Origin of the sequence: Paenarthrobacter sp. AB444 (assembly GCF_028736865.1) — a bacterium.
GTDB lineage: Bacteria > Actinomycetota > Actinomycetes > Actinomycetales > Micrococcaceae > Arthrobacter > Arthrobacter nicotinovorans_B.
The window spans coordinates 144,032-163,682 of record NZ_JAQZBY010000003.1 but is presented as its reverse complement, the minus strand read 5'-3'; the positions used below and the strand labels follow the sequence as shown (position 1 = coordinate 163,682).

Annotated in this window: 18 protein-coding genes; 8 read left to right on the top strand and 10 right to left on the bottom strand. The window is 65.2% G+C overall.

Features of this window, described 5'->3' with window-relative positions; all coding sequences use genetic code 11:
• Positions 1-28 precede the first annotated feature (28 nt).
• Both PQ627_RS05975 and PQ627_RS05970 read right to left on the bottom strand, forming a co-directional pair.
• Positions 29-778: a LamB/YcsF family protein gene (locus PQ627_RS05975; protein ID WP_274259284.1), complete on the bottom strand. Its 750-nt coding sequence runs from the start codon at positions 776-778 to the stop codon at positions 29-31.
• On the bottom strand, positions 762-1,580 hold the full coding sequence (locus PQ627_RS05970) for a hypothetical protein (RefSeq protein ID WP_274259282.1): 819 nt from the start codon (positions 1,578-1,580) through the stop codon (positions 762-764). Before PQ627_RS05970 ends, PQ627_RS05975 begins: the two co-directional genes overlap by 17 nt.
• Positions 1,581-1,775: 195 nt before the next feature.
• On the opposite strand from PQ627_RS05970, the gene PQ627_RS05965 reads away from it, so the two are divergent.
• Both PQ627_RS05965 and PQ627_RS05960 read left to right on the top strand, forming a co-directional pair.
• Entirely contained in the window at positions 1,776-1,943 is a 168-nt protein-coding gene (locus PQ627_RS05965) for a hypothetical protein (protein WP_186313619.1), read from the top strand.
• 70 nt (positions 1,944-2,013) lie between these two features.
• Positions 2,014-3,309 carry an MFS transporter gene (locus PQ627_RS05960; RefSeq protein ID WP_274259278.1) on the top strand — a complete coding sequence of 432 codons (1,296 nt, stop codon included), beginning with the start codon at positions 2,014-2,016 and terminating at the stop codon, positions 3,307-3,309.
• A gap of 15 nt (positions 3,310-3,324) precedes the next feature.
• On the opposite strand, the gene PQ627_RS05955 is transcribed toward PQ627_RS05960, so the two are convergent.
• Positions 3,325-4,311 (bottom strand): LacI family DNA-binding transcriptional regulator, encoded by a 987-nt coding sequence (locus tag PQ627_RS05955; RefSeq protein WP_274259276.1) that lies wholly within the window; start codon positions 4,309-4,311, stop codon positions 3,325-3,327.
• A gap of 479 nt (positions 4,312-4,790) precedes the next feature.
• On the opposite strand from PQ627_RS05955, the gene PQ627_RS05950 reads away from it, so the two are divergent.
• Entirely contained in the window at positions 4,791-5,924 is a 1,134-nt protein-coding gene (locus PQ627_RS05950) for a Gfo/Idh/MocA family oxidoreductase (protein WP_274259275.1), read from the top strand.
• A complete protein-coding gene (locus tag PQ627_RS05945; RefSeq protein WP_274259273.1) occupies positions 5,921-6,715 on the top strand; it encodes a TIM barrel protein in 795 nt (264 codons plus the stop codon). Before PQ627_RS05950 ends, PQ627_RS05945 begins: the two co-directional genes overlap by 4 nt.
• A 58-nt stretch (positions 6,716-6,773) precedes the next feature.
• Here PQ627_RS05945 and PQ627_RS05940 read toward each other — a convergent pair whose 3' ends face one another.
• Both PQ627_RS05940 and PQ627_RS05935 read right to left on the bottom strand, forming a co-directional pair.
• On the bottom strand, positions 6,774-7,769 hold the full coding sequence (locus PQ627_RS05940; protein WP_274259271.1) for a Gfo/Idh/MocA family protein: 996 nt from the start codon (positions 7,767-7,769) through the stop codon (positions 6,774-6,776).
• 1 nt (position 7,770) lies between these two features.
• Complete coding sequence (locus tag PQ627_RS05935; protein WP_274259270.1) at positions 7,771-8,955, bottom strand: Gfo/Idh/MocA family protein; 1,185 nt, start codon at positions 8,953-8,955, stop codon at positions 7,771-7,773.
• Between the two features lie 249 nt (positions 8,956-9,204).
• On the opposite strand from PQ627_RS05935, the gene PQ627_RS05930 reads away from it, so the two are divergent.
• Entirely contained in the window at positions 9,205-10,251 is a 1,047-nt protein-coding gene (locus PQ627_RS05930; RefSeq protein WP_274259269.1) for a LacI family DNA-binding transcriptional regulator, read from the top strand.
• A gap of 41 nt (positions 10,252-10,292) precedes the next feature.
• Here PQ627_RS05930 and PQ627_RS05925 read toward each other — a convergent pair whose 3' ends face one another.
• Positions 10,293-11,132: an EamA family transporter gene (locus PQ627_RS05925; RefSeq protein WP_274259268.1), complete on the bottom strand. Its 840-nt coding sequence runs from the start codon at positions 11,130-11,132 to the stop codon at positions 10,293-10,295.
• Positions 11,133-11,200: 68 nt separating this feature from the next.
• On the opposite strand from PQ627_RS05925, the gene PQ627_RS05920 reads away from it, so the two are divergent.
• Entirely contained in the window at positions 11,201-12,070 is an 870-nt protein-coding gene (locus PQ627_RS05920) for a LysR family transcriptional regulator (RefSeq protein ID WP_274259267.1), read from the top strand.
• A 50-nt stretch (positions 12,071-12,120) separates the two neighbouring features.
• Positions 12,121-13,929: a thiamine pyrophosphate-requiring protein gene (locus tag PQ627_RS05915; protein WP_274259266.1), complete on the top strand. Its 1,809-nt coding sequence runs from the start codon at positions 12,121-12,123 to the stop codon at positions 13,927-13,929.
• 13 nt (positions 13,930-13,942) lie between these two features.
• Here the strand turns inward: PQ627_RS05915 and ilvD are convergent, their stop codons facing one another.
• Complete coding sequence (ilvD, locus tag PQ627_RS05910; RefSeq protein ID WP_144661748.1) at positions 13,943-15,805, bottom strand: dihydroxy-acid dehydratase; 1,863 nt, start codon at positions 15,803-15,805, stop codon at positions 13,943-13,945.
• Positions 15,806-15,891: 86 nt separating this feature from the next.
• Between ilvD and PQ627_RS05905 the strand changes: the two genes are divergently transcribed.
• Complete coding sequence (locus tag PQ627_RS05905; protein ID WP_144661747.1) at positions 15,892-16,725, top strand: helix-turn-helix transcriptional regulator; 834 nt, start codon at positions 15,892-15,894, stop codon at positions 16,723-16,725.
• Positions 16,726-16,742: 17 nt separating this feature from the next.
• Here PQ627_RS05905 and PQ627_RS05900 read toward each other — a convergent pair whose 3' ends face one another.
• The 3 genes from PQ627_RS05900 to PQ627_RS05890 all read right to left on the bottom strand — a co-directional run bounded on the left by PQ627_RS05900 (position 16,743) and on the right by PQ627_RS05890 (position 19,625).
• The gene (locus PQ627_RS05900) at positions 16,743-17,693 is read right to left on the bottom strand and encodes a cation diffusion facilitator family transporter (protein WP_144661746.1); all 951 of its coding nucleotides are present in this window, start codon (positions 17,691-17,693) and stop codon (positions 16,743-16,745) included.
• 106 nt (positions 17,694-17,799) lie between these two features.
• Positions 17,800-18,906, bottom strand: coding sequence for an EAL domain-containing protein (locus tag PQ627_RS05895; protein ID WP_274259265.1), 1,107 nt, complete (start codon positions 18,904-18,906; stop codon positions 17,800-17,802).
• A 131-nt stretch (positions 18,907-19,037) separates the two neighbouring features.
• A complete protein-coding gene (locus PQ627_RS05890; RefSeq protein WP_274259263.1) occupies positions 19,038-19,625 on the bottom strand; it encodes a MarR family winged helix-turn-helix transcriptional regulator in 588 nt (195 codons plus the stop codon).
• Between the last annotated feature and the right edge of the window lie 26 nt (positions 19,626-19,651).

Below are 19,651 nucleotides of genomic sequence, written 5' to 3'. Positions count from 1 at the left end.
TGCTCACGAATTCTGCCTCTCCATAAAATCAGGCAAAAGCCTCGATGTTCACGCCTGCCTGCTCAAGGCCTTCGCGAACGGCTGCTGCCATGTTGACCGCGCCGGGGGTGTCGCCGTGGATGCACAAGGAGTCAGCTTGGACGGGTACAACGGAACCGTCGATGGCTACGACTTCCTTGCGGGTGGCCAGCCGCACGGCCTGCGCCACGACGGCCGCGGTGTCGTGCAGTACGGCGCCTTCCTGTGTACGGGGAACCAGTGTCCCGTCCGGAAGGTAGGCCCGGTCCACGAATGCTTCCCGGAAGACCGGGTGGCCTGCTTCGTCGGCCAGCGTGATCCAGGCGGAGCCGGGCAGGCCGAGCACGGGAAGACCGGGATCGTAGGCGTGGACGGCCGCGACCACAGCTTCAGCCTGCTCAGTGTCGCGGACGATCCTGTTGTACAAAGCGCCATGCGGTTTCACATAGTCCACCGAGGCACCCACCGCGTGGGCCATCCCGTCCAGGGCTCCGAGCTGGTAGAGCACGTCGCCAAACAGCTCATCGAACGTCATGTCCAGCGAACGGCGGCCAAAACCGGCCAAGTCCCGGTACCCGACGTGGGCGCCCACCCGGACATCGAGTTCGAAGGCGGCACGGCAGCTGTCCAGCATCGTGAGGGGGTCGCCGGCGTGGAATCCGCAGGCCACGTTGGCGCTGCTCACGATGCGGAACATGGAAGCATCGTCGCCCATGGTCCAGGAGCCGAACGATTCTCCCAGGTCAGCGTTCAAATCCACTGTTATCGCCTTCCGATGTCGGGTTCTCAAGGACATTCTTGCGTGCGTTGGGCAGCAGCTCGCCTGGAATGGTGTCCGGCAGGGGGCCGAACGCTTCCTTGGCTGTGGCCACAACAGCACGGCCCATCATCATATTGCCGGCACCGCCCACCACTGCACCTACGCCGAACGGCAGTGCGCGGCCCAGGAAGGCCGTGCCCTGCTTCTTTATGAGGTTCTTCAGGAAGGCCCGTTGAATGGCATCCCGGACGACGCCGAAGCCACTGCCCGGAATCTTCCTGGTCAGCGTCTTGCCCCAGGCGTTGGTCACGCCCTTGCCCCGGCCGAGCGACTGGCCGCTCAGGGCGCCCAGCAGGGAGGTTCCTTCCTCGCCGAGCATGATGGCCATGACCATGGTGCGTGCGCGTTCGGGGTCGGTCAGCCGAATGCCGTGCAACTCCGCCAGCGACGACGCGTACAGCGCGGTGGTCTCAAGGAATCCGACAGTGGCCAGGGCGGAGAGTCCCAGCGATGCCGCGGTCCCCAGGCCAGGTACGACGGCGATGGCCCCTACCCCGGCTCCCCCACCTGCCACTGCGGTCAGGTAGTGGCGCTCAAGTTTGGCGGCCAGCTGCGCCGGGGAATCGTTGGGATACCGGCGCTGCAGCCTGCGAAGATTCGCCAGGACCAGCGGGCGTTGGACTTCCACTGCCTTCAGGAGCACGTTGTGCACTCCGGGCTTGGTGTTGCCTTCGGCATCGAAGACCGCGTTGTGTGCCGTCTCTTGGGCGATTCTCACCGCCGGGTTGGGGCGCTTGGGCATGTTCACCTCTCCTTGGCAGCTCTGATTATTCAGGGAACTGATGGTTTTAGCCTATGCCACACTCCCGCGTTGCGAGGCCCGTTCTGCGCCCTATGTGGACAGTATTCCGCGCAGAGCGGACCCCACAATTGGCATCCCCGGCGTAGACTGGGGGCACTTACGGAAGCAGTCCAGCAAGGACAGGGAGTATCCGTCATGAACGCCCCGGACAAGAACGAACACGTCATCCGGCACCACACCGACGCCCCGGCGGAGGGTGAAACTGAAGGCTGGGAACCGCACGATACCGGCCTGCACAGCCAGGACCCGGCCGAAGGTCCGGACATCGACGACGGCGACGCCCCGCCGTCGGGCGCTTCTTGACCTGACGTCCTCCCGCCCCAGGCGCGGGACAACCTTACGCAGCGTCCTGACCCAGGTCTAGGCTGGTGAAATGGCCGCCCTGAGAGCGCTGCGCCCCTTTGTGCACCGGGACTTCCGGGTGCTGATCTCCGCCCTGTCCATCTCCATTTTCGGATCCGGCATGTGGGCAGTGGCCATGGTCTACGAGGTCATCCACTTGGGCGGCGGCCCACTGGAGTTGTCGTTGGTGGCCACGGCGGCAAGCGTGGGGCTGGTGGGATTCGTGCTGGCAGGTGGCATCGCCGCCGACCGGCTCCCCCAACGCCTACTCATCATCGCTGTGGAAGGCGCCAACCTGGCCGTGATCGCCACAGTCACGCTCCTGGCGATGCTCAATGTCCTCCAACTCTGGCACTTGGCCATTGGCGCCTTCATCCTGGGCGTCGGGCAGGCCTTCTTCTTCCCCGCGTATTCAGCCATCCTTCCGCGTATCCTGCCAGCGGAGGACCTCTTGGCGGCAAACGGCATGGAAGGCACTGTCCGCCCCATCCTCCAACAGGCTGCCGGACCCGCCATCGCCGGCATCCTGGTGGCGGCCTTCTCGCCGGCACATGCCGTTGCAGGAGTGGCTGCGTGCCATTTCCTGGCGTTCGCGATCCTGAATTTCCTGGGCCGGCAGCGCCTGGACAGTCCCGAAAAACCGTCCGAGACAGCCGTCCCACGATCCTTCCTCCGCGACCTCCGCGAAGGGTTCAGCTACACCATCCGCACCCCCTGGCTGCTCTGGACCCTCATTTGGGCCTGCCTGTCAGTGCTGTTCCTGATCGGACCCATCGAGGTCCTGCTGCCTTTCGTGGTCCGCGACCAGCTCGGCGGTGACTCCAGGGTGTTCGGCTTCATGCTGGCCGTGATGGGCGTCGGAAGCGCGGTGGCCGCACTGGCAACCGCGTCGTTCCCACTGCCCCGCCGCTACCTGACGGTGATGGTCGTGACCTGGGGGCTGGGCAGCCTGCCCGTTGCCGCGATCGGTTTCATGGACAATGTGTGGCTGCTCGGAGGTGCCATGCTGATTTTCGGAGTCACCGAGGGCATGGGAACCGTCATCTGGGGCACGCTCCTGCAACGCCGCGTCCCACGGCATCTGTTGGGCCGGATTTCGAGCCTGGATTTCTTTGTTTCCCTGGCCTTGATGCCCGTGTCCATGGCACTCGCCGGACCTGTGGCCGAGGTGGTCCCGATCTGGCTGATATTCCTGGTGGCCGGCCTGGTGTGCCCGATAATGGCGTTCGTGGCTGTCTTCGCGGCCCGGATGATGACGGACGAGATCGAGAATCCACTGACGCCTGCTGAGACCGAAACGACAGACACGCAGCCCGACGCCGTGTAGCAGGGTGCTGTCGCCCTAAACGGGCGCGGGCCCCGTGGTGCGGCGGGTCACCAGGTGCGGTGTCCGCACCAGGTGGGTGGCCGGCGTCGTACCCTCCAAACGGTCGACGGCGCGGTCCACTGCGGCGTGGGCCAGCAGCGGCGCGTCCTGGCTGATGGAGGACAACTGCACGTAACTGAGGCGGGCAAATTGGCTGTCGTCATATCCCAGGACGGACACATCCTCCGGGACCCGCAGTCCGGCGGCCCGGAAACTCTCCCAGACGCCCAGCGCACAGCGGTCGTTGAAAGCCACGACGGCGGTGGGCAGCTCCTGCTGCAGCTCACGGCCGGCGCGCAAGCCGTCTTCTTCGGTGGGGCCGCCGGAGATCACGCGGGCGGGCAGCCCAAGGCGCGCCATCTCCTGTTCAAATGCCTTCCTGCGTTGCGGCCCCGAAACTGCTTCGCCGCCGTCCACGTGCGCGATGTTTCGGTGCCCCAGTGAGGTGAGATGCTCTATCGCCAGGCACATGCCGGCATCGTCGTCGCTGCTGACAGAGTCCACGGAATCGCCAACGTCGTCCCGGAGAAGGCTGACCACGGGCAACCGGGCAGCATAGGCGGCCAGCTCCTGCTCTGCGAGGGTCGGGGAAATCATGATGAGGGCTTCGCAGCCGAGATCCAGCAGCGATTCCACGGCCCGATCTTCGGAGCGCCCGTTGGCCACGGCGCTGAGGGCAATGTCGTAGCCCCGGAGAGTGGCACCGGCATAGGCGGCATCCACGATCTCGGCGTGAAAGGCCTGCGCCGTGGAGAAGCTGACCCCCAGGAGCCTGGTGCGGCTACTTCGGAGAAGGCGGGCACGACTGTCGGGTCTGTAGCCGAGTGCGCGGGCTGCTTCACGCACCTTGAGCCGGGTGGCATCCGACGCGCCTGGGGCATCCCTCATCACGATGGAAACCAGCGCTCGGGAAACCCCCGCCGCCTCCGCTACGTCCATCAGGGTAGGCCGTTTGCCCGTCATGGCTCTCCTCTGTTCGGGAGCCAGTCTATAGAACGATCTACCTTGGTGCGGCCGGGCGCAGGCCTTTGACGAGTCGTGCGGTCGGTCGCGACTCAGACGACCGACCGCACTAGCCCGTTCACGCAGCGATGGCGCCCCGGGCGGGCCCCAGAACCCGCCACACCCATCGCTGCCACTGTGCCGATGACACGCGACGCAGCCGAAAAGGGCAACGGCGCTGTACGCGGTCAATGACATGGGCACTGGATATGTACTCCGATACCCCAAAACATGACGCGAAGTTCTGAAGAATATTTTTCGGCACGGACTTCCTCGCAGAAAAATCGGCGTTACCACGGGGACTGCGGCGTATTTTCCGAATCACGGAACGATCCAGGCATGTTTCCCGACGCTTCACTAGAACGATCTAGACAGTCCGGGCATGATCATGCAACCATGGGCTGAGCTAGAACGATCTAGAACATCTAACAGGAGCCCCAATGACGTACCTCCAGCACCCGGCAGCCGAAGACCGCCCCGTCCGCATCGCTGTGATCGGCGCGGGCTGGATCGGCAGGTTCCACGCCGAGTCCATCGCACGCCGCGTCCCCCATGCCCGCTTGGAAGCCATCGTCGATCCCGTCCTCCCTGCCGTTCAGGAGCTTGCCACAAGTCTTGGCATCACCAAGATCAGTACAGACGTTGCCGATGTGCTGGCGGATCCGGACGTCGACGCAGTGCTCATCGCCTCGCCCCTGCGTTTCCATGCCGAGCTGATCACCGCTGCCGCCCAGGCCGGGAAGGACGTCTTCTGCGAAAAGCCGGGCGGACGGACCATCGCGGAACTGGACGCAGCCATCGACGCAGCGGCGAGTGCCGGCGTCGTTCTTCGCTTCGGCTTCAATCGCCGCTACTCACGCGACTTCGCCGCCGCCCGTCGATTGATCGATGACGGCGCCGTCGGCACCCCACAGCTCCTCCGCTCCCTCACCCGGGACCCCGGAACCGAGGCAGGAATCAGCAATCCGGAACGGATCGCGCCGGGCACCATCTTCCTGGAAACCCTGATCCACGACTTCGACACCCTCAACTGGCTCAACCCCGGCGCAATCCCAGTCAAGGTCCACGCCGTGGCCGATGCCCTGGTGGCACCCGAGGCGAAGTCAGGCGGCCTGCTGGATACCGCCGTCGTGACTACCACGTACAGCAACGGCGCCATCGCAGTGGCGGAAGCGAATTTCAACGCGCTCTACGGTTACGACGTCCGCGGTGAGGTCTTCGGCTCCGCCGGCATGGTCACCGCGGGGACGCCGCAGGCCACCAACGCCACCAGCTACACCGCCGCCGGCATAGCTTCGGACACCACGCGCCTGAACATCCACCTGTTCCACGACGCCTACACCGACGAACTGGCGCACTTTACGGACGACGTCGCCGCACGCCGCGGCTTTGGAAGCACGACGGCGGGCGCCTCGCCTACCGCCGCTCCCGGCGGGGTCGACGCCCGGAACGCCCTGGCCGTGGCCTTGGCCGCTTTTCGCTCGGCTGAAACCGGGCTGCCCGTTGAGGTTGCGGACATTGCTGAACTCCGCGCTGCCGAAGGTGCCGTGCAGTTGCAGGGGGTACAGGCATGAGCTTCCGCCTAGCCGTCTGCGCTGAGATGGTCTACGGGGAACTGCCGTTCATCGACCGCGTGCGCAGGATCCACGAGCAGGACTTCGAGGTGGAGCTGTGGGACACCCGCGGGCGGGACATTGCGGCGCTCGCGGCCACAGGCGCCAGGTTCTCATCCATGAGTGGCTACTTCGGCGGCAGCGTGATCGACCCCTTGACCGCGCATGAAGTCCTGGCCTCTGCGGAAAAGCTGATCCCGACCGCCCTGGAGCTCGGAGTGGAGCGGATGGTGGTCCACCCGGCCGAGCTGGGGGAAGGCGGGCGTGCGGTCCGGCCAATCCACCGTTCTTCGGGAGAAATGTGGCTGACCGGACTCCGCACATTGGAGGAGCTCGGAGCTTTAGGCGAAAAGCACGGCATAACCTTTGCCCTGGAGAACCTCAACACGATCCTTGACCACCCCGGCGTTCCGCTTGCCCGGGCGAAGGACACACTCGCCTTGGTCCGGGCCGTGGATCATCCGAACGTCAAGATGATGCTGGACCTCTATCACGCACAGCTCGGCGAGGGGAACCTGATCGAACTGGTACGGGCCGCGCAGCCGTTCACGGGAGAGATCCAGGTGGCCGACGTACCCGGACGCTTCGAGCCCGGGACCGGGGAGATCAACTACCCGATCATCGCCAAGGCACTCCGTGAGGCTGGATATACGGGCGTGATCGGCATGGAAGCCGCAGCCGTGGGCGGGGAGAGCGTCGAAGCGGGAGATGCAGCCTTGGCCGCCTTCCGCGCCGCCTTCTCCCCCAACTAGGGGACAGCAAACGTCGCTACGAGCACCCAGTGCGACATGTGCTGTCCCCTACTTGGGTTCAGTACTTGATGGGTTCCAGTCGTCCGGAGCGGAGGGAAAGCACGGCAGCCTCGGCAATGGCTTGGGCTTTCAGGCCGTCCTCAAGGGAAGGGGCCGGGGCGGCGCCTCCTTCCAGGGAAGACACGAACGCTGCGAGTGCCGCGGCATACGTCGGCTGCACACGCTCGAACCAGCCCGGGTGGAGCCCGTCGTCCACCACGGATGTCCCCGAATACCGGGACACCGCCCCGTTCCGGTGCCGGCGGGCTTCCACCATCCCCTCGGACCCCATGATCTCGATCCGCTCGTCATACCCGTAGCCCGTGCGGCGCACCGAGTCGATCTGGACCAACGCCCCGCCGGGGAGCCGCAACGTGACCGCGGAGGTGTCGACGTCGTCGTACTTGGCGATGCCGGGCTCCGCCAAAGCCGAGCCGGTGGCGAAAACCTCCACCGGGTCCAGGCCGGAGAGCCAACGCGCCAGGTCGAAGAAGTGCACGGTTTGGTCGCGCATCTGCCCACCGGAGACAGCGATGTAGGACAACGGCGGCATGGACGGGCCCCGCGACGTGAGCTGGATGAGTTCCACTGTGCCGATCTCGCCGGAGTCCACTACGCGCTTGAGCTCGGCGTAGTCGCGGTCGAAGCGGCGGTTGAAGTCCACCATGACAGGCACGCCGCTTTCCTGCGCGAAGGCGGCGGCCTCCCGCGCCCGGTCCAGGTCAAGGTCGATCGGCTTCTCGCACAGGGCTGCAATTCCGACGGCGGCTGCCCGGCGAAGGTGCCCGGCGTGCGTATCGGTGGAGGAGGCGATGAAGACGGCGTCGATCGCCTCAGGATCAAAGACCTCCTCGAGAGTCGTTGCGGCCGAGGCGCCATGCGCGTCGGCGAGGGCTTGTGCGCGCTGCTGGTCGACGTCGTACACCAGCCGGAAGTCGATCCCCGGGTGGGCTGCGAGGTTGGCGGCGTGAACGGAACCGATGAAGCCGGCTCCGATAAGGGCGAAACGGGGCATGTCAGACTACTGCTTTCTGTAAGGCGGATGCTGGGACTTTCCAAGCCGAGTCGTCGTGGTGCGAGGCGGCGACGGCCTCGACGAACTGGACACCGATCAAACCGTCGATGCCGGTGGGGAAGGACAGTTCACGCCCGGGCAGATCTGTGCCGTCGCGTCGGGCGCGCAGCACCTCGGCGAGGTCCGAGTAGAAGTTGGCGAAGGCCTCAAGGAATCCCTCCGGGTGGCCCAGGCCGACGCGCGTGAGCCGGGACGCGTCGTCGTGCAGGGTGCTGAGCCCGTGCGTGAGGATGGTGGTGGCGCCGTCGAGGTCCTGGACCGTGAGGTGGTGCGGGTCCTCGTGCTGCCACTCCAGGCTGCCCTTCTCGCCGTACACCCGGATGCGGAGGCCGTGGTTGTGGCCGGTCGCAGCCATGCTGGCCCACAGACGCGCCGGAACATTGCCTGTCAGTTCCAGCTCCACGGTGGCGTTGTCGAAAACGCGACGCCCCGGCACGAACGTCTGCAGACGGCCGGACAGGCGCTCGGCTTCGAGGCCAGTGAGGTAGCGGAGCAGGTGGAAGGCGTGGGTGCCGAGGTCTCCCACGACGCTCGGGAAGCCGGCAATGTCCGGATTCGTGCGCCACTTGGCCTGTTTGTGACCCCCGTTCTCGAGCGGCGTTGCTGCCCAACCGGAGGCATGCTCGACGTCGACAAAGCGGATGGCGCCCAGCTCGCCATCGCGCACCATCCGGGCCGCCTGGCGGACCATGGCGTAGGCCGAGTAGCAGTGCGGGACAGCCAGGATTGCGTTGTTCTCCCCGGCAACCCGGACCAGCTCGGCAGCGGTTGCGGAATCCCGGGTCAGCGGCTTTTCGCACACCACGGAGATGCCCTTTTGCAGGAACGTCCGCGCGATCTCGAAGTGGCTGTCGTTAGGGGTCGCGACCACCACCACATCCACACCGTCCTCCCGTGCGGCTTCGGCTGCGGCCATCGTCTGGATGTCGCCGTAGTTGCGGTCCGGTTCCACGCCGAGTTCGACGGCGGTGGCCTGGGAACTGCTCTTATCCCGCCCGAAGATTCCGGCCCGGAGATCGTAGTGGCCGTCCAGCCGCATGGCATAGCGGTGGGTCTTGCCGATGTCGGCGCCTGGACCGCCTCCGACCATTCCGGCGACCAATTGCCGCGAATTCGGTGCACTCATTGAAAGATCCTCATTGACTCTTTGGAATTTACTTGGACCGGTCCATAATGGATGCAGAAGACCCGTGACGTCAATCCTTTTCGCTAGGGGCCTGAGCTCAGAGGCATTGCTAGAATGTTGGAGGTTTCACCAGTTTCACCTACTTTCACCCGGGACATAGGTAATAGCCCACCAATTGGATAAGAAGGTGGTAGCCCTCTGCCGCTTCGTGGAGATTGATCCGGTCAGCGCGCCTCAGGAAGGTGGCTCATGGACGCCAAAGAGGAAAGCAGCACAGTGACCGACGTGCCGAAAGCGCAGCCCACCAAGCCCACCATCCGCGACGTCGCGAGCGCTGCGGGGGTCTCCAAATCCTTGGTCTCTCTGGTCCTTCAGGGCTCGCCGAACGTGAGTGAGAGCCGCCGTCGGGCCGTCCTGGAAGCCATGGAGCAATTGGGCTACCGACCCAACAGACTGGCCCAGCGCCTTTCCGGCCCGAGAAGCGGAACCATCGGGGTGATGCTCAACGACATCCGCAATCCCTGGTTCGTGGAGCTGCTGGAAGGGCTCACGGCATCACTGCATGCAGCGGGGGTCTCACCGGTCCTGGCGGACTCCTACACCGACAACCGGGTAGGCCGCAGTTCCGTGGAGACCCTGCTGGAGCAGCGGATTGACGGACTCGTGGTGGTCGGAACTACCACGGAGTCTGCCGCGATTGAGAAGGCCGCCCAGGGCATCCCGGTGGTCCTGGCCGGAACGCGGGAGCCGGTGCTGCCCGGCGTCGATATAGTCGTCAATGATGACGACGCCGGTGCGCGCCAGGCCACCGAACACCTCCTTGCACTCGGGCACCGGAGGATCGCACACCTGCAAGGCCCTGCCGAGGTAGGCAGAATCCGGCGGGAATCGTTCGAACGGACCATGCGCGACGCCGGACTCGAGCCGGTCGTGGTGTCCGGCGGCGTGAGCGAGGAAAGCGCCTACGCCGCCGCCAGTCGGCTCTTGTCCGGAAAAGACAGGCCAACCGCGATCTTTGCCTACAACGACATCGCCTGCATCGGCGCACTGTCCGCGGCCGACGACCTTGGCCTGTCCGTGCCCGAAGACCTCTCACTCGTGGGCTACGACAACACCTACCTGGCCAAGATCCGGCACCTCTCCCTGACCTCCGTGGACAACGGCAACCTGGCTGTGGGCGTCGAGGCCGGAAAGTTCATCCTGGAGCGCCTTGCCGCACCGGAATTGCCCGGAAGGCTTCACCAAGTGCCCTCGCAACTGCAAGTTCGGGGATCCTCGGGTGACGCGCCCTCGTAGCCAAGCTCCCTTCCTGGCCACGCCTCTTCATGGCCGAGCCCCTACCGCCGACCCAACAGCAACACCCCGGCGTTGGCGGCCACGATCAAAGCAATTCCCGCCCACTGCATCCACTCCAGCTCCTGCCCCAGCACCAGCGCTCCGATGACCGCGGCGAACACGGGATTGACGCTCATCAGGATGCCGAAGAGGCTCGCCGGGACACGCCGCAGGGCAATCAGGTCCGCCACGTAAGGCAGAACCGAGGCCAGGACGCCCGCCCCCACGGCGCACAGGACCGCCAGGCCGTCCACTGGCCGGCTCAGGAAAACGACGACGGCGACAGGCAGGAAGAGCGTCGCCGACACCCCCGAAGCGGCAGCCGTGCCCTGGATGCCTTGGATGCGACGGCCCACCACCCGGTTGAGGAGAATGTAGGCAGCCCAACTGCATGCTGCCATCAGGCCGAAGCCAATGCCCACGAAGTCGGTGGAGGCTTCGGGGCGGGTAATGAGCACTACGCCGGCAGCGGCGGCGATGGCACAGACGGCACCCGCCTTTTGCCTCGAGCTGATCAGGGCCACAGCCAGGGGTCCCAAAAACTCCAGGGTCACAGCAAGGCCCAGGCCGATCCTCTGGATGGAGGCATACAGTCCGATGTTCATGGTTCCGAAAGAGAGCGCCAACAGGAGCACGGGCCACCATTGCTGCCAGCTCAGATCGCGCAGCTTGGGTCGCACGGTCGGAAGCAGGACGGCTGCTGCCACGAGCTGGCGGACGGCCACCACGCCCACCGGCCCCATCACGGGAAACGCCAGGGATCCTGTCGCCGCTCCTAGTTGGTTGGAGAGAGCACTGGCCACCAGAGTGGCGGTTCCGCCCGCCGCTGCGCTTCTGTTCATGGTGAGAGTCTGCGCCGTAGAGAATCATTCGCTAAATGCATGAATGGCCCTATTTATACGCAAAATGCATGAATAAGATGGACCACATGGATGTGGAAGTGCGGCAGTTGCGGTGCTTGGCAGCAGTAGTTGATGAGGGGACATTTACGGATGCCGCCATCGCCCTGCGTTTGTCGCAAGCAGCCGTTTCACGCAACATCGCAGCCCTTGAGCAGGCCATCGGCGCTACGCTGCTGGAGCGGACAACGCGCATGGTCAAACTGACCCCGGCCGGTGAGCGAGCACTCGCGAAGGCCCGGCGGATCCTGGCGCTGCTGTCAGAACTTGAACGCGAAGCCCGCGGCGACGCCGGACTGGTGCGGATCGGCTACGCCTGGTCAGCGCTGGGTGAGCACACCACCGCGTTCCAGCGCCAGTGGCGGGAACGCTTCCCCGCCACGGAGTTGCAACTTGTCCGCTCCAACACACCCAGCGGCGGACTGCTGGACGGAACCACAGACCTTGCCATCCTTCGTCGCCTTCCGGTGGCGACCGGCGTCGAACATGTCCGGATCGGCGAGGAAAAGCGCTACTGCGCCCTCTCCGCAGACGACCCCCTGGCCTCACGGCGGAGCGTCGGCCTGGCCCAGATTGCCGCGGGTCCGGTGGCAATGGATATGCGCACCGGAAGCACCACCCTTGAGCTCTGGCCCGCGGAGATACGGCCACAGGAAGTGATTTCCATCAGTGACATCGACGATTGGTTGACGGTCATTGGCAGTGGCTCCGCGCGCGGGGTCACGGCCGAGTCCACAGCTCACCAATACCGCCGGCGCGGCGTCGTTTATCGCCCGGTCAGGGACGCTCCAACGCTCCCCGTGTACGCCGCGTGGCTCAGGAAGGATCCCCCGCGGGAGTGCCCCTCGATTGTGCAGCTCCTGGAGTTCGTCTACGCCTGACCGCCGGCTCGCACCTGCCGCAAATCCATCAGTATGCTTACTATGGGGACATGACTCAGCGAACGGTTTCGGATCTGATCGTGGAACGGCTCAAGGCTTGGGACGTTAACCGAGTGTTCGGCTACAGCGGCGATGGCATCAACGGCTTCATGGGAGCCCTGCGCCGCACCGAAGGCGAGGTGGAGTTCGTCCAAGCCCGGCACGAGGAAGCTGCGGCATTCATGGCCGTGGGCCACGGGAAGTACACCGGGGGCGTCGGCGTGGTCACCTCCACCCAGGGCCCGGGCGCAGTCCACCTGCTCAACGGGCTCTACGACGCGAAAATGGACGGCGTTCCAGTAGTCGCGATCATCGGACAACAGAGCCGGACCGTGCTGGGTTCGGCCTACATGCAGGAAATCGACCTGCTCACGCTCTTCAAGGACGTTGCCGCCCAGTTCGCGCAACTGGCCAGCTCCGCGGAGCAGGTTCCGATGCTGATCGACCGGGCCTTCCGCACAGCCCTCGAAACCCGCACACCGTGCGTCGTCATCGTCCCGCATGACCTGCAGACCGCCGAAGCCCCGGAGCTCGAACCCGAACACGGCATCGTGGTGACAGCCCCCGTGTGGCACCCCTCCCGAGTGATGCCCCGCGAGGAAGAACTGGAGGCCGCCGTCGAAATCCTCTCCCAAGGTGAGCGGATTGCCTTCTTCGTTGGCCAGGGCGCAAGGAAAGCCCAGGACGAAGTGATTCAGCTGGCAGAAAAGCTCAACGCCGGCGTCACCACCAGCCTGCTCGGCAAACCCTATGTGGACGAAACCCTCCCCTTCGCCGTCGGCACCATGGGCCATCTCGGCACCACGGCCAGCGCGTATCTCCTGGAGAACTGCGACACCCTGCTGATCATCGGATCCAATGACCCCTGGACCGAGTTCTACCCCAAACCGGGACAGCCCAGGGCGGTCCAGATCGACATCGACGGACGCAAGATCGCCAACCGCTACCCGGTGGAGCTGGGCCTGGTGGGCGACGCAGCGGAAACCCTGCAACAGTTGTCCGTCCGCCTCGATGCCAAGCAGCAGGAGAAGGAAAGCCAGCGCGCCCAGTGGCGTTCCGACGTCGAAACGCAGGTCAGCGCCTGGCGGCACCTTTCAGAGGAACGCGCCAACCTTCCTGCCGAGCCGGTAAACCCGGAGTTGGTGGTCCGCGAGCTCAGCGGAAGGCTCCCCGATGATGCCCAGCTGAGTATCGACGTCGGCAGTTGCGTTTACTGGTACGCACGCCAATTGATCCTCCCGCCGGGAGTCCCTGCCCACCTCAGCGGAACGCTCGCCAGCATGGGCTGCGCCATTCCGTACGGCCTTGCCGCCAAGCTCGCCCACCCCGAGCGGCCACTCGTGGCATTGGCAGGCGACGGCGGCATGCAGATGCTGGGAGTGGCGGAGCTGATCACCGTGGCGCATCGCTGGCGGAGCTGGGCGGATCCACGGTTCGTAGTGTGCGTCTTCAACAACCGTGACTTGGCCGAGGTCTCCTGGGAGCAGCGCGAAACCGAGGCCGAACCGCGCTTCCCCGCCAGCCAGGAGCTCCCTGATTTCCCCTTCGCCGCCTATGGCGAATTGCTGGGCTTGGCCGGGGTGCGCGTGGAGGACCCCGGCAAACTTGGCGAGGCCTGGGACTTCGCGCTTACTGCTGACCGGCCCGTGATCCTGGAGGTCAGGACGGACCCCAACATCCCCCTGCTTCCCCCCTTCCCGGCAGGAGAGGAGAAGCTTGAGGGCATGAGGTCCGCCCTGTCCCAGGAGGGTCCCCTCGGGGAGCATGCACGCAAACTGCTGGACAGCTATGCCGAGGGTGAGACGAAACTCCGGAGCTAGGGGCTTTCCGGTACTAGAGGTTCTCCACCAGGGAGACGTCGCGAACGGCGCCCTTGTCAGCGGACAATGCCATGGCAGCGTAGGCGCGCAGCGCCGGGGACACCTGGCGGTCGCGGTTCTTGGGCTTGTAGCCGCCGTTGACCAGGAGCTTCTCGCGGCGCTCGGCCAGGATCTCCTCGGAGACCTTCAGCTCCAGCGAACGCTGGGTGATGTCGATGCTGATGATGTCGCCGTTCTCCACCAGGGCGATCTCGCCACCGGAGGCAGCCTCCGGTGAGATGTGGCCGATAGACAGGCCGGAAGTGCCGCCGGAGAAGCGGCCGTCCGTGATGAGGGCGCACTTCTTGCCCAGGCCACGGCCCTTGAGGAAGGACGTCGGGTAGAGCATTTCCTGCATGCCCGGACCGCCACGGGGGCCTTCATAGCGGATGACCACTACGTCGCCTTCCTTGACGGTCTTGTTCAGGATCATTTCAACGGCCTCGTCCTGCGACTCGCACACAATGGCGGGCCCTTCGAACTTCCAGATGGACTCGTCCACGCCTGCGGTCTTCACCACGGCACCGTCCACGGCGATGTTGCCGCGCAGCACGGCAAGGCCGCCGTCCTTGGAGAAGGCGTGCTCCACGGAGCGGATGCAGCCACCCTCGGCGTCGGTGTCCAGGGAGGTCCACACGTTCGACTGCGAGAAAGCCGTGGAAGACCGGACGCCACCGGGAGCGGCGTGCCACAGGGCCTGGGCTTCCTCGGTGGCCTTGCCGCCGCGGATGTCCCAGTCATCCAGCCATCCGTCGAGGTCGTTGGAGTGCACCGAGTGGACGTTCTTGTGCAGGAGGCCGCCGCGGTTCAGCTCACCGAGCAGTGCCGGGATGCCACCGGCGCGGTGCACATCCTCCATGTAGTAGGTCTTGTTTCCGGCGACGTTCGGAGCCACCTTGGCAAGGCACGGCACCTGGCGGGACTTGGCGTCCATCTCGGCCAGGCCGTAGTCCACGCCTGCTTCCTGGGCCGCTGCCAGCAGGTGCAGGATGGTGTTGGTTGAGCCGCCCATGGAGATGTCGAGCGCCATGGCGTTGTCGAAGGCCTCTGCGGTGGCGATGGAGCGCGGCAGTACGGAGTCGTCGTCGCCGTCGTAATAGCGCTTGACGAGGTCGACGATGGTGGCGCCGGCCTTCTCGTAGAGCGCCTTGCGGGCGGTGTGCGTGGCGAGCACCGAGCCGTTGCCCGGCAGGGCCAGGCCAATGGCCTCGGCAAGGCAGTTCATGGAGTTGGCCGTAAACATGCCGGAACAGGAACCACACGTGGGGCAGGCGTTCTCTTCGATGAGGTTGATGTCTTCATCGGAGATCGATTCGTCCACGGCATCGGCAATGGCGTTCACCAGGTCAAGGGAGCGCACGGACCCGTCGGTCAGGGTCACGCGGCCGGCCTCCATGGGACCACCGGAAACGAACACCACCGGGATGTTCAGGCGCAGCGCGGCCATGAGCATGCCGGGGGTGATCTTGTCGCAGTTGGAGATGCAGACCAGGGCGTCCGCGCAGTGTGCGTTGACCATGTACTCAACAGAGTCCGCGATCAGGTCGCGGGAGGGCAGCGAATAGAGCATGCCTGAGTGGCCCATGGCGATGCCGTCGTCCACGGCAATGGTGTTGAACTCGCGCGGCACGGCTCCGGCAGCAAGGATCGCGTCGGAGACGATCCTGCCCACGGGTGCCAGGTGCGTGTGGCCGGGGACGAACTCAGTGAAGGAGTTGGCCACGGCGATGATCGGCTTGCCGATATCGGAGTTGGCGACGCCGGAGGCGCGCAGCAGTGCGCGGGCGCCGGCCATGTTGCGGCCATGGGTAACTGTTTTAGAGCGAAGTGCAGGCATGAGTACCATCCTGCTTGTCGTGGCGGGTCCCGGGAAGACGGTGTCGCTACTAGTACTGAAAGTACCAGAGTAATAGTGTTGTCAGCGTGAAGGACGAGAGGCGCAAGGAACTGGGACTCTACCTCAGGACCCGCCGGAACCAGGCACTGCGCTCGGACTACGGGCTCCCTCCTGTGGGGCGCTCCCGCGAGCGTGGGCTCCGACGGGAGGAGGTCGCCTTTCTCTCCGGGGTCAGCGTTACCTGGTACACCTGGCTGGAGCAGGGCCGCGATATCAGCCCCTCCCGGCAGGTCCTGGAATCGGTCGCCCGCGCCTTGCACCTCTCCGATACAGGATTGGGCTACGTGCTCTCGTTGGGTGGCTACTCCTCAGCGTTGCCCAAGGGGCCCGTGGCCGCTGATGCGCCCGCCCACGTGCAGCGCCTGCTGGACGCTCTGGACCCCAACCCTTCCTACGCTCTTTCCCCTGACTGGGGCGTGGCAGGGTGGAACCGCGCCTATGAGGCGCTGTATCCAAACATCGGAACGTTCGACGCCGCCGACAGGAACCTTTTGTGGCTGGTGTTCACGGACCCCTATGTCCGGGACCTGCTGCCGGACTGGGATGTCACCAGCAAAAGGTTCCTCGCCGAATTCCGGGCCGAAACAGGGCAACGCCTGGGTGATCCGGACGTCGCCTACCAAGTGGAACGGCTCAAGGAGGCCAGCCCGGAGTTCCAGGAGAGCTGGGACCGCTATGACATCCTCGGCTTCGAATCCCGTGAACGGCTCTTCCATCATCCGGCCGTGGGAGTGCTGCAGCTCGAGCACCACCAGGTGTCGCCGTCGGACCGGCCAGACCTGCATATCGTGGTCTACACCCCGGCACCCGGGAGTGACGCCGGCGAGCAGATGCAACGGTTGATGGAGACGGCGTCGTAGCGGTTCCTGAAACAGCGCTATAGCTTCAGCGACACTTCATCCGGGGTGGCCAGCGTCAACACTGCCTCCTCCACGGTTTGATGTCCCTCCAGCTCGCTCTCGATCCTGCGCAGCACGACGGCGACCTCATGTTCCGGATGGTCGCCCTGGAGATCCACAGCTGCCACGAGGTAGAGCTTGCGGGGGCCGACGAACTCCAGATGCAGGTACGTGAGCCGGGCGATGTCCTTGTGCTCCAGCAACTGCCGGCCCATGGAACGTTCGATGTCCGGGGTAACCCCCTGGCCCACCAGGAACCGTCGGTTGCGGTCGATCAGCACCACGGCAACAACCGCCAATAGGACGCCAACCACGATCGAGCCGACAGCGTCCGGGACCGGCGATCCCGTGACCTGGTGGAGGAACACTCCGATAAAGGCGATGACCAGGCCAACCAGCGCGGCGGCGTCCTCGGCGAAAACCGCGCGCAGCGTCGGATCGGAGCTGACCAAAACCTGCTCCAAGGTTCTGCGTTCCAACTCCCTGGCCGCCTTCCGGGTCTGGCGGAAGGCCTGGACGAAGGAAAAACCTTCCAGGACAAAGGCCACGGCCAGCACCAGATAGGCAATCAGGAAGTCCGATGCCGGCTCCGGATCAATGATCTGCTGGATCCCGTGCATGATGGAGACCACGGCCCCTGCGGTGAACAGCCCGAAGGCCGCGAACATGGACCAGACATAGGCTTCGCGCCCATATCCCATGGGGTGGCCCTTATCCCGGGGACGTTGTGATCGGCGCTCGGCCATGAAGAGGAACACCTGGTTTCCGGTGTCCGCCCAGGAGTGCGCGGCCTCGGCAGTCATGGACGCAGATCCCGTGAGTGCGGCCGCCACGGATTTGGCGGCGGCAACCAAGGTGTTCGCCGCGAAGGCAATGATGACGGTCAGCAGGGTGGAACCGGTGTCCGCCTTTTCCCGGGATGCAGCCATAGGGATACCGTACCCATCACAAGCCCGGATAAGCGCCGCACAGGCGAGGACCCGCGCAGGTGGGGCGCCGCCCTGGCGAGGACCGGCGTCGTCGTTAGGCCGATAGTCAGCCCGCGCGCTGAGGTTCCGTCTGCGCGCGGACGCTCCAGGCCGACCAGTCCAGCGGATGGACCGACGGGCGTCCCAGCAAGTAGCCCTGCGCAGCGGTAATGCCCAGGGACGTGACTTCCTGGAGTTCCTCGGCCGTTTCGATGCCCTGCGCGTGGACGTCCGCACCGATCTCGCGGGCCAGCGCCACGATGGCACGGGCACGCAGCTTCTGGCCCTCGTTGCTTGCGATTCCTTCGATCAGGTGGCGGTCCAGCTTGATGATGTCGGGTCGGAGTTGCTCAATGCTGTCCAACGAAACCAGGGCAGCGCCCGAGGCACTGATCGAAACCCGCAGCCCCAGGGCACGCAGCTGTTCGAGGCCTTCACCGTCCGGTTGGGCCGCGATCGCTTCAAGGCCACCGGTCAATTCAACAATAATTCTTTCCGGGGCCAGGGCAGCAGCCGCAAGCAGGTTCCGCACCCGGGGATCGCGTGAGGTGGCCGGGGTCAGGTTCAGCGCGACGAACATGTTTTCCGGGACGTCGTGCGCGGCCATCAGCGCGCAATGCAGTGCAGCTATCTCAAGCTCGGTTCCCAGTCCCGCAGCGGCGGCTTCGCTGAACCAGACGTCGGCACCGGCCCCGTCCTCACCAATGAACCGGGTCAAGGCCTCGACGCCGATCGGCTCGCCCTGGGGAAGGGAATGGACGGGCTGGAAAGCGGTCAAGAGAAGCTTGTCTGCCAGGACGGATTGAATGCCGGCACGGACGTCGTGGCTGACGGGAACCAGGACCGTCTTCGAAGCATCGGACGATTCCAGGTGGAGGTTGGCGTGCTCAAGCTGCACCGGGACTGCAGCTGCAGGCTGTGTTGCCTTGCGGGTGAGCAGCAAGTGCTGCAGCAGGGCTCCCTCGGGATCATCCGGACGGGCCTCGAGCAGCTCACGAAGCCTGTTCCTGGCTCCCTCGCTGCGTGGTTCGGCGTCCTCAAGAATGGACTCGATGATGTCCAGGACCTGAGCCCGCATGGTCATTTCGTCCGCGAAGGGCATCTCCCCCGGGCCCTCCTGTTTACTGCCGTGCGCGTCATTATCCGGTGAAAGAGAGCCCGCTTCTTGAGCCATCAATTATTCCTTTTGTGTGTCCCCCGCTGGTCAAGCCAGACAACTGCCGCCCGCCGCATGCGGGCCTTGCCTCGAATCTTACAGAGAAAAATGTCAGCTGGCTCACACTTCTGACCTAAACCGCAGGGTCGCTAGCCGGAGGTCGCAGCCCAGGACGCGTCTCCGACGTCGATCTCCCCCGCCATGTCATCCAGGAACCGCGTCACGACCTCGCGCTCCTCCGGGGCGAGTCGGGCGGCCGCCAGGAACCGCCCGGCCTGCTGCTTGCCTACCGTCCGCATGGCCGCGGCGTGGGTTTCCGGGGTTATGGCGATAGCCAGGGCCCTGCGGTCGGACGGGTGCGCGCGCCTGGCGACGTGGCCCGCGCGTTCGAGCCGGTCGAGCAGCTTGGTGGTGGACGCCGTCGAAATATTCAGGTGGGAGGCTATCGCTCCAGGGGTGGCGATGACGCCCTGGTTGGCGCAGACAATGAGGTAATGCAGTGCGCGCATGTCGGACTGGTTCAACTTCATGTAACGGAGGGAAGCATCGGCGAGCCGCTGTTCGGCATCGCGGAGCCTTCCCAGCGAGGCCATAAGTGCGCTGATCTGCCGGACATCGGCGTCCGAAAGACCGGCTCGGTCAACCAATTGGTGATGGGGATCGTTCGCGTCCAGGTGATAGATCCCGGCCGGCGCCGGGAAGCCGGAAGGCTCCGGCATTTCTTCAGGACTGGACATGCTGAGTATGTTACACCCAACTTCTT

Bases quoted from the DNA above. Each gene is read 5' to 3' on its own strand.
- PQ627_RS05970 (WP_274259282.1), bottom strand. From the start codon at position 1,580: ATGCCCAAGCGCCCCAACCCGGCGGTGAGAATCGCCCAAGAGACGGCA.
- PQ627_RS05965 (WP_186313619.1), top strand. From the start codon at position 1,776: ATGAACGCCCCGGACAAGAACGAACACGTCATCCGGCACCACACCGAC.
- PQ627_RS05960 (WP_274259278.1), top strand. From the start codon at position 2,014: ATGGCCGCCCTGAGAGCGCTGCGCCCCTTTGTGCACCGGGACTTCCGG.
- PQ627_RS05955 (WP_274259276.1), bottom strand. From the start codon at position 4,311: ATGACGGGCAAACGGCCTACCCTGATGGACGTAGCGGAGGCGGCGGGG.
- PQ627_RS05950 (WP_274259275.1), top strand. From the start codon at position 4,791: ATGACGTACCTCCAGCACCCGGCAGCCGAAGACCGCCCCGTCCGCATC.
- PQ627_RS05945 (WP_274259273.1), top strand. From the start codon at position 5,921: ATGAGCTTCCGCCTAGCCGTCTGCGCTGAGATGGTCTACGGGGAACTG.
- PQ627_RS05940 (WP_274259271.1), bottom strand. From the start codon at position 7,769: ATGCCCCGTTTCGCCCTTATCGGAGCCGGCTTCATCGGTTCCGTTCAC.
- PQ627_RS05935 (WP_274259270.1), bottom strand. From the start codon at position 8,955: ATGAGTGCACCGAATTCGCGGCAATTGGTCGCCGGAATGGTCGGAGGC.
- PQ627_RS05930 (WP_274259269.1), top strand. From the start codon at position 9,205: ATGGACGCCAAAGAGGAAAGCAGCACAGTGACCGACGTGCCGAAAGCG.
- PQ627_RS05925 (WP_274259268.1), bottom strand. From the start codon at position 11,132: ATGAACAGAAGCGCAGCGGCGGGCGGAACCGCCACTCTGGTGGCCAGT.
- PQ627_RS05920 (WP_274259267.1), top strand. From the start codon at position 11,201: ATGAATAAGATGGACCACATGGATGTGGAAGTGCGGCAGTTGCGGTGC.
- PQ627_RS05915 (WP_274259266.1), top strand. From the start codon at position 12,121: ATGACTCAGCGAACGGTTTCGGATCTGATCGTGGAACGGCTCAAGGCT.
- ilvD (WP_144661748.1), bottom strand. From the start codon at position 15,805: ATGCCTGCACTTCGCTCTAAAACAGTTACCCATGGCCGCAACATGGCC.
- PQ627_RS05900 (WP_144661746.1), bottom strand. From the start codon at position 17,693: ATGGCTGCATCCCGGGAAAAGGCGGACACCGGTTCCACCCTGCTGACC.
- PQ627_RS05895 (WP_274259265.1), bottom strand. From the start codon at position 18,906: ATGGCTCAAGAAGCGGGCTCTCTTTCACCGGATAATGACGCGCACGGC.
- PQ627_RS05890 (WP_274259263.1), bottom strand. From the start codon at position 19,625: ATGTCCAGTCCTGAAGAAATGCCGGAGCCTTCCGGCTTCCCGGCGCCG.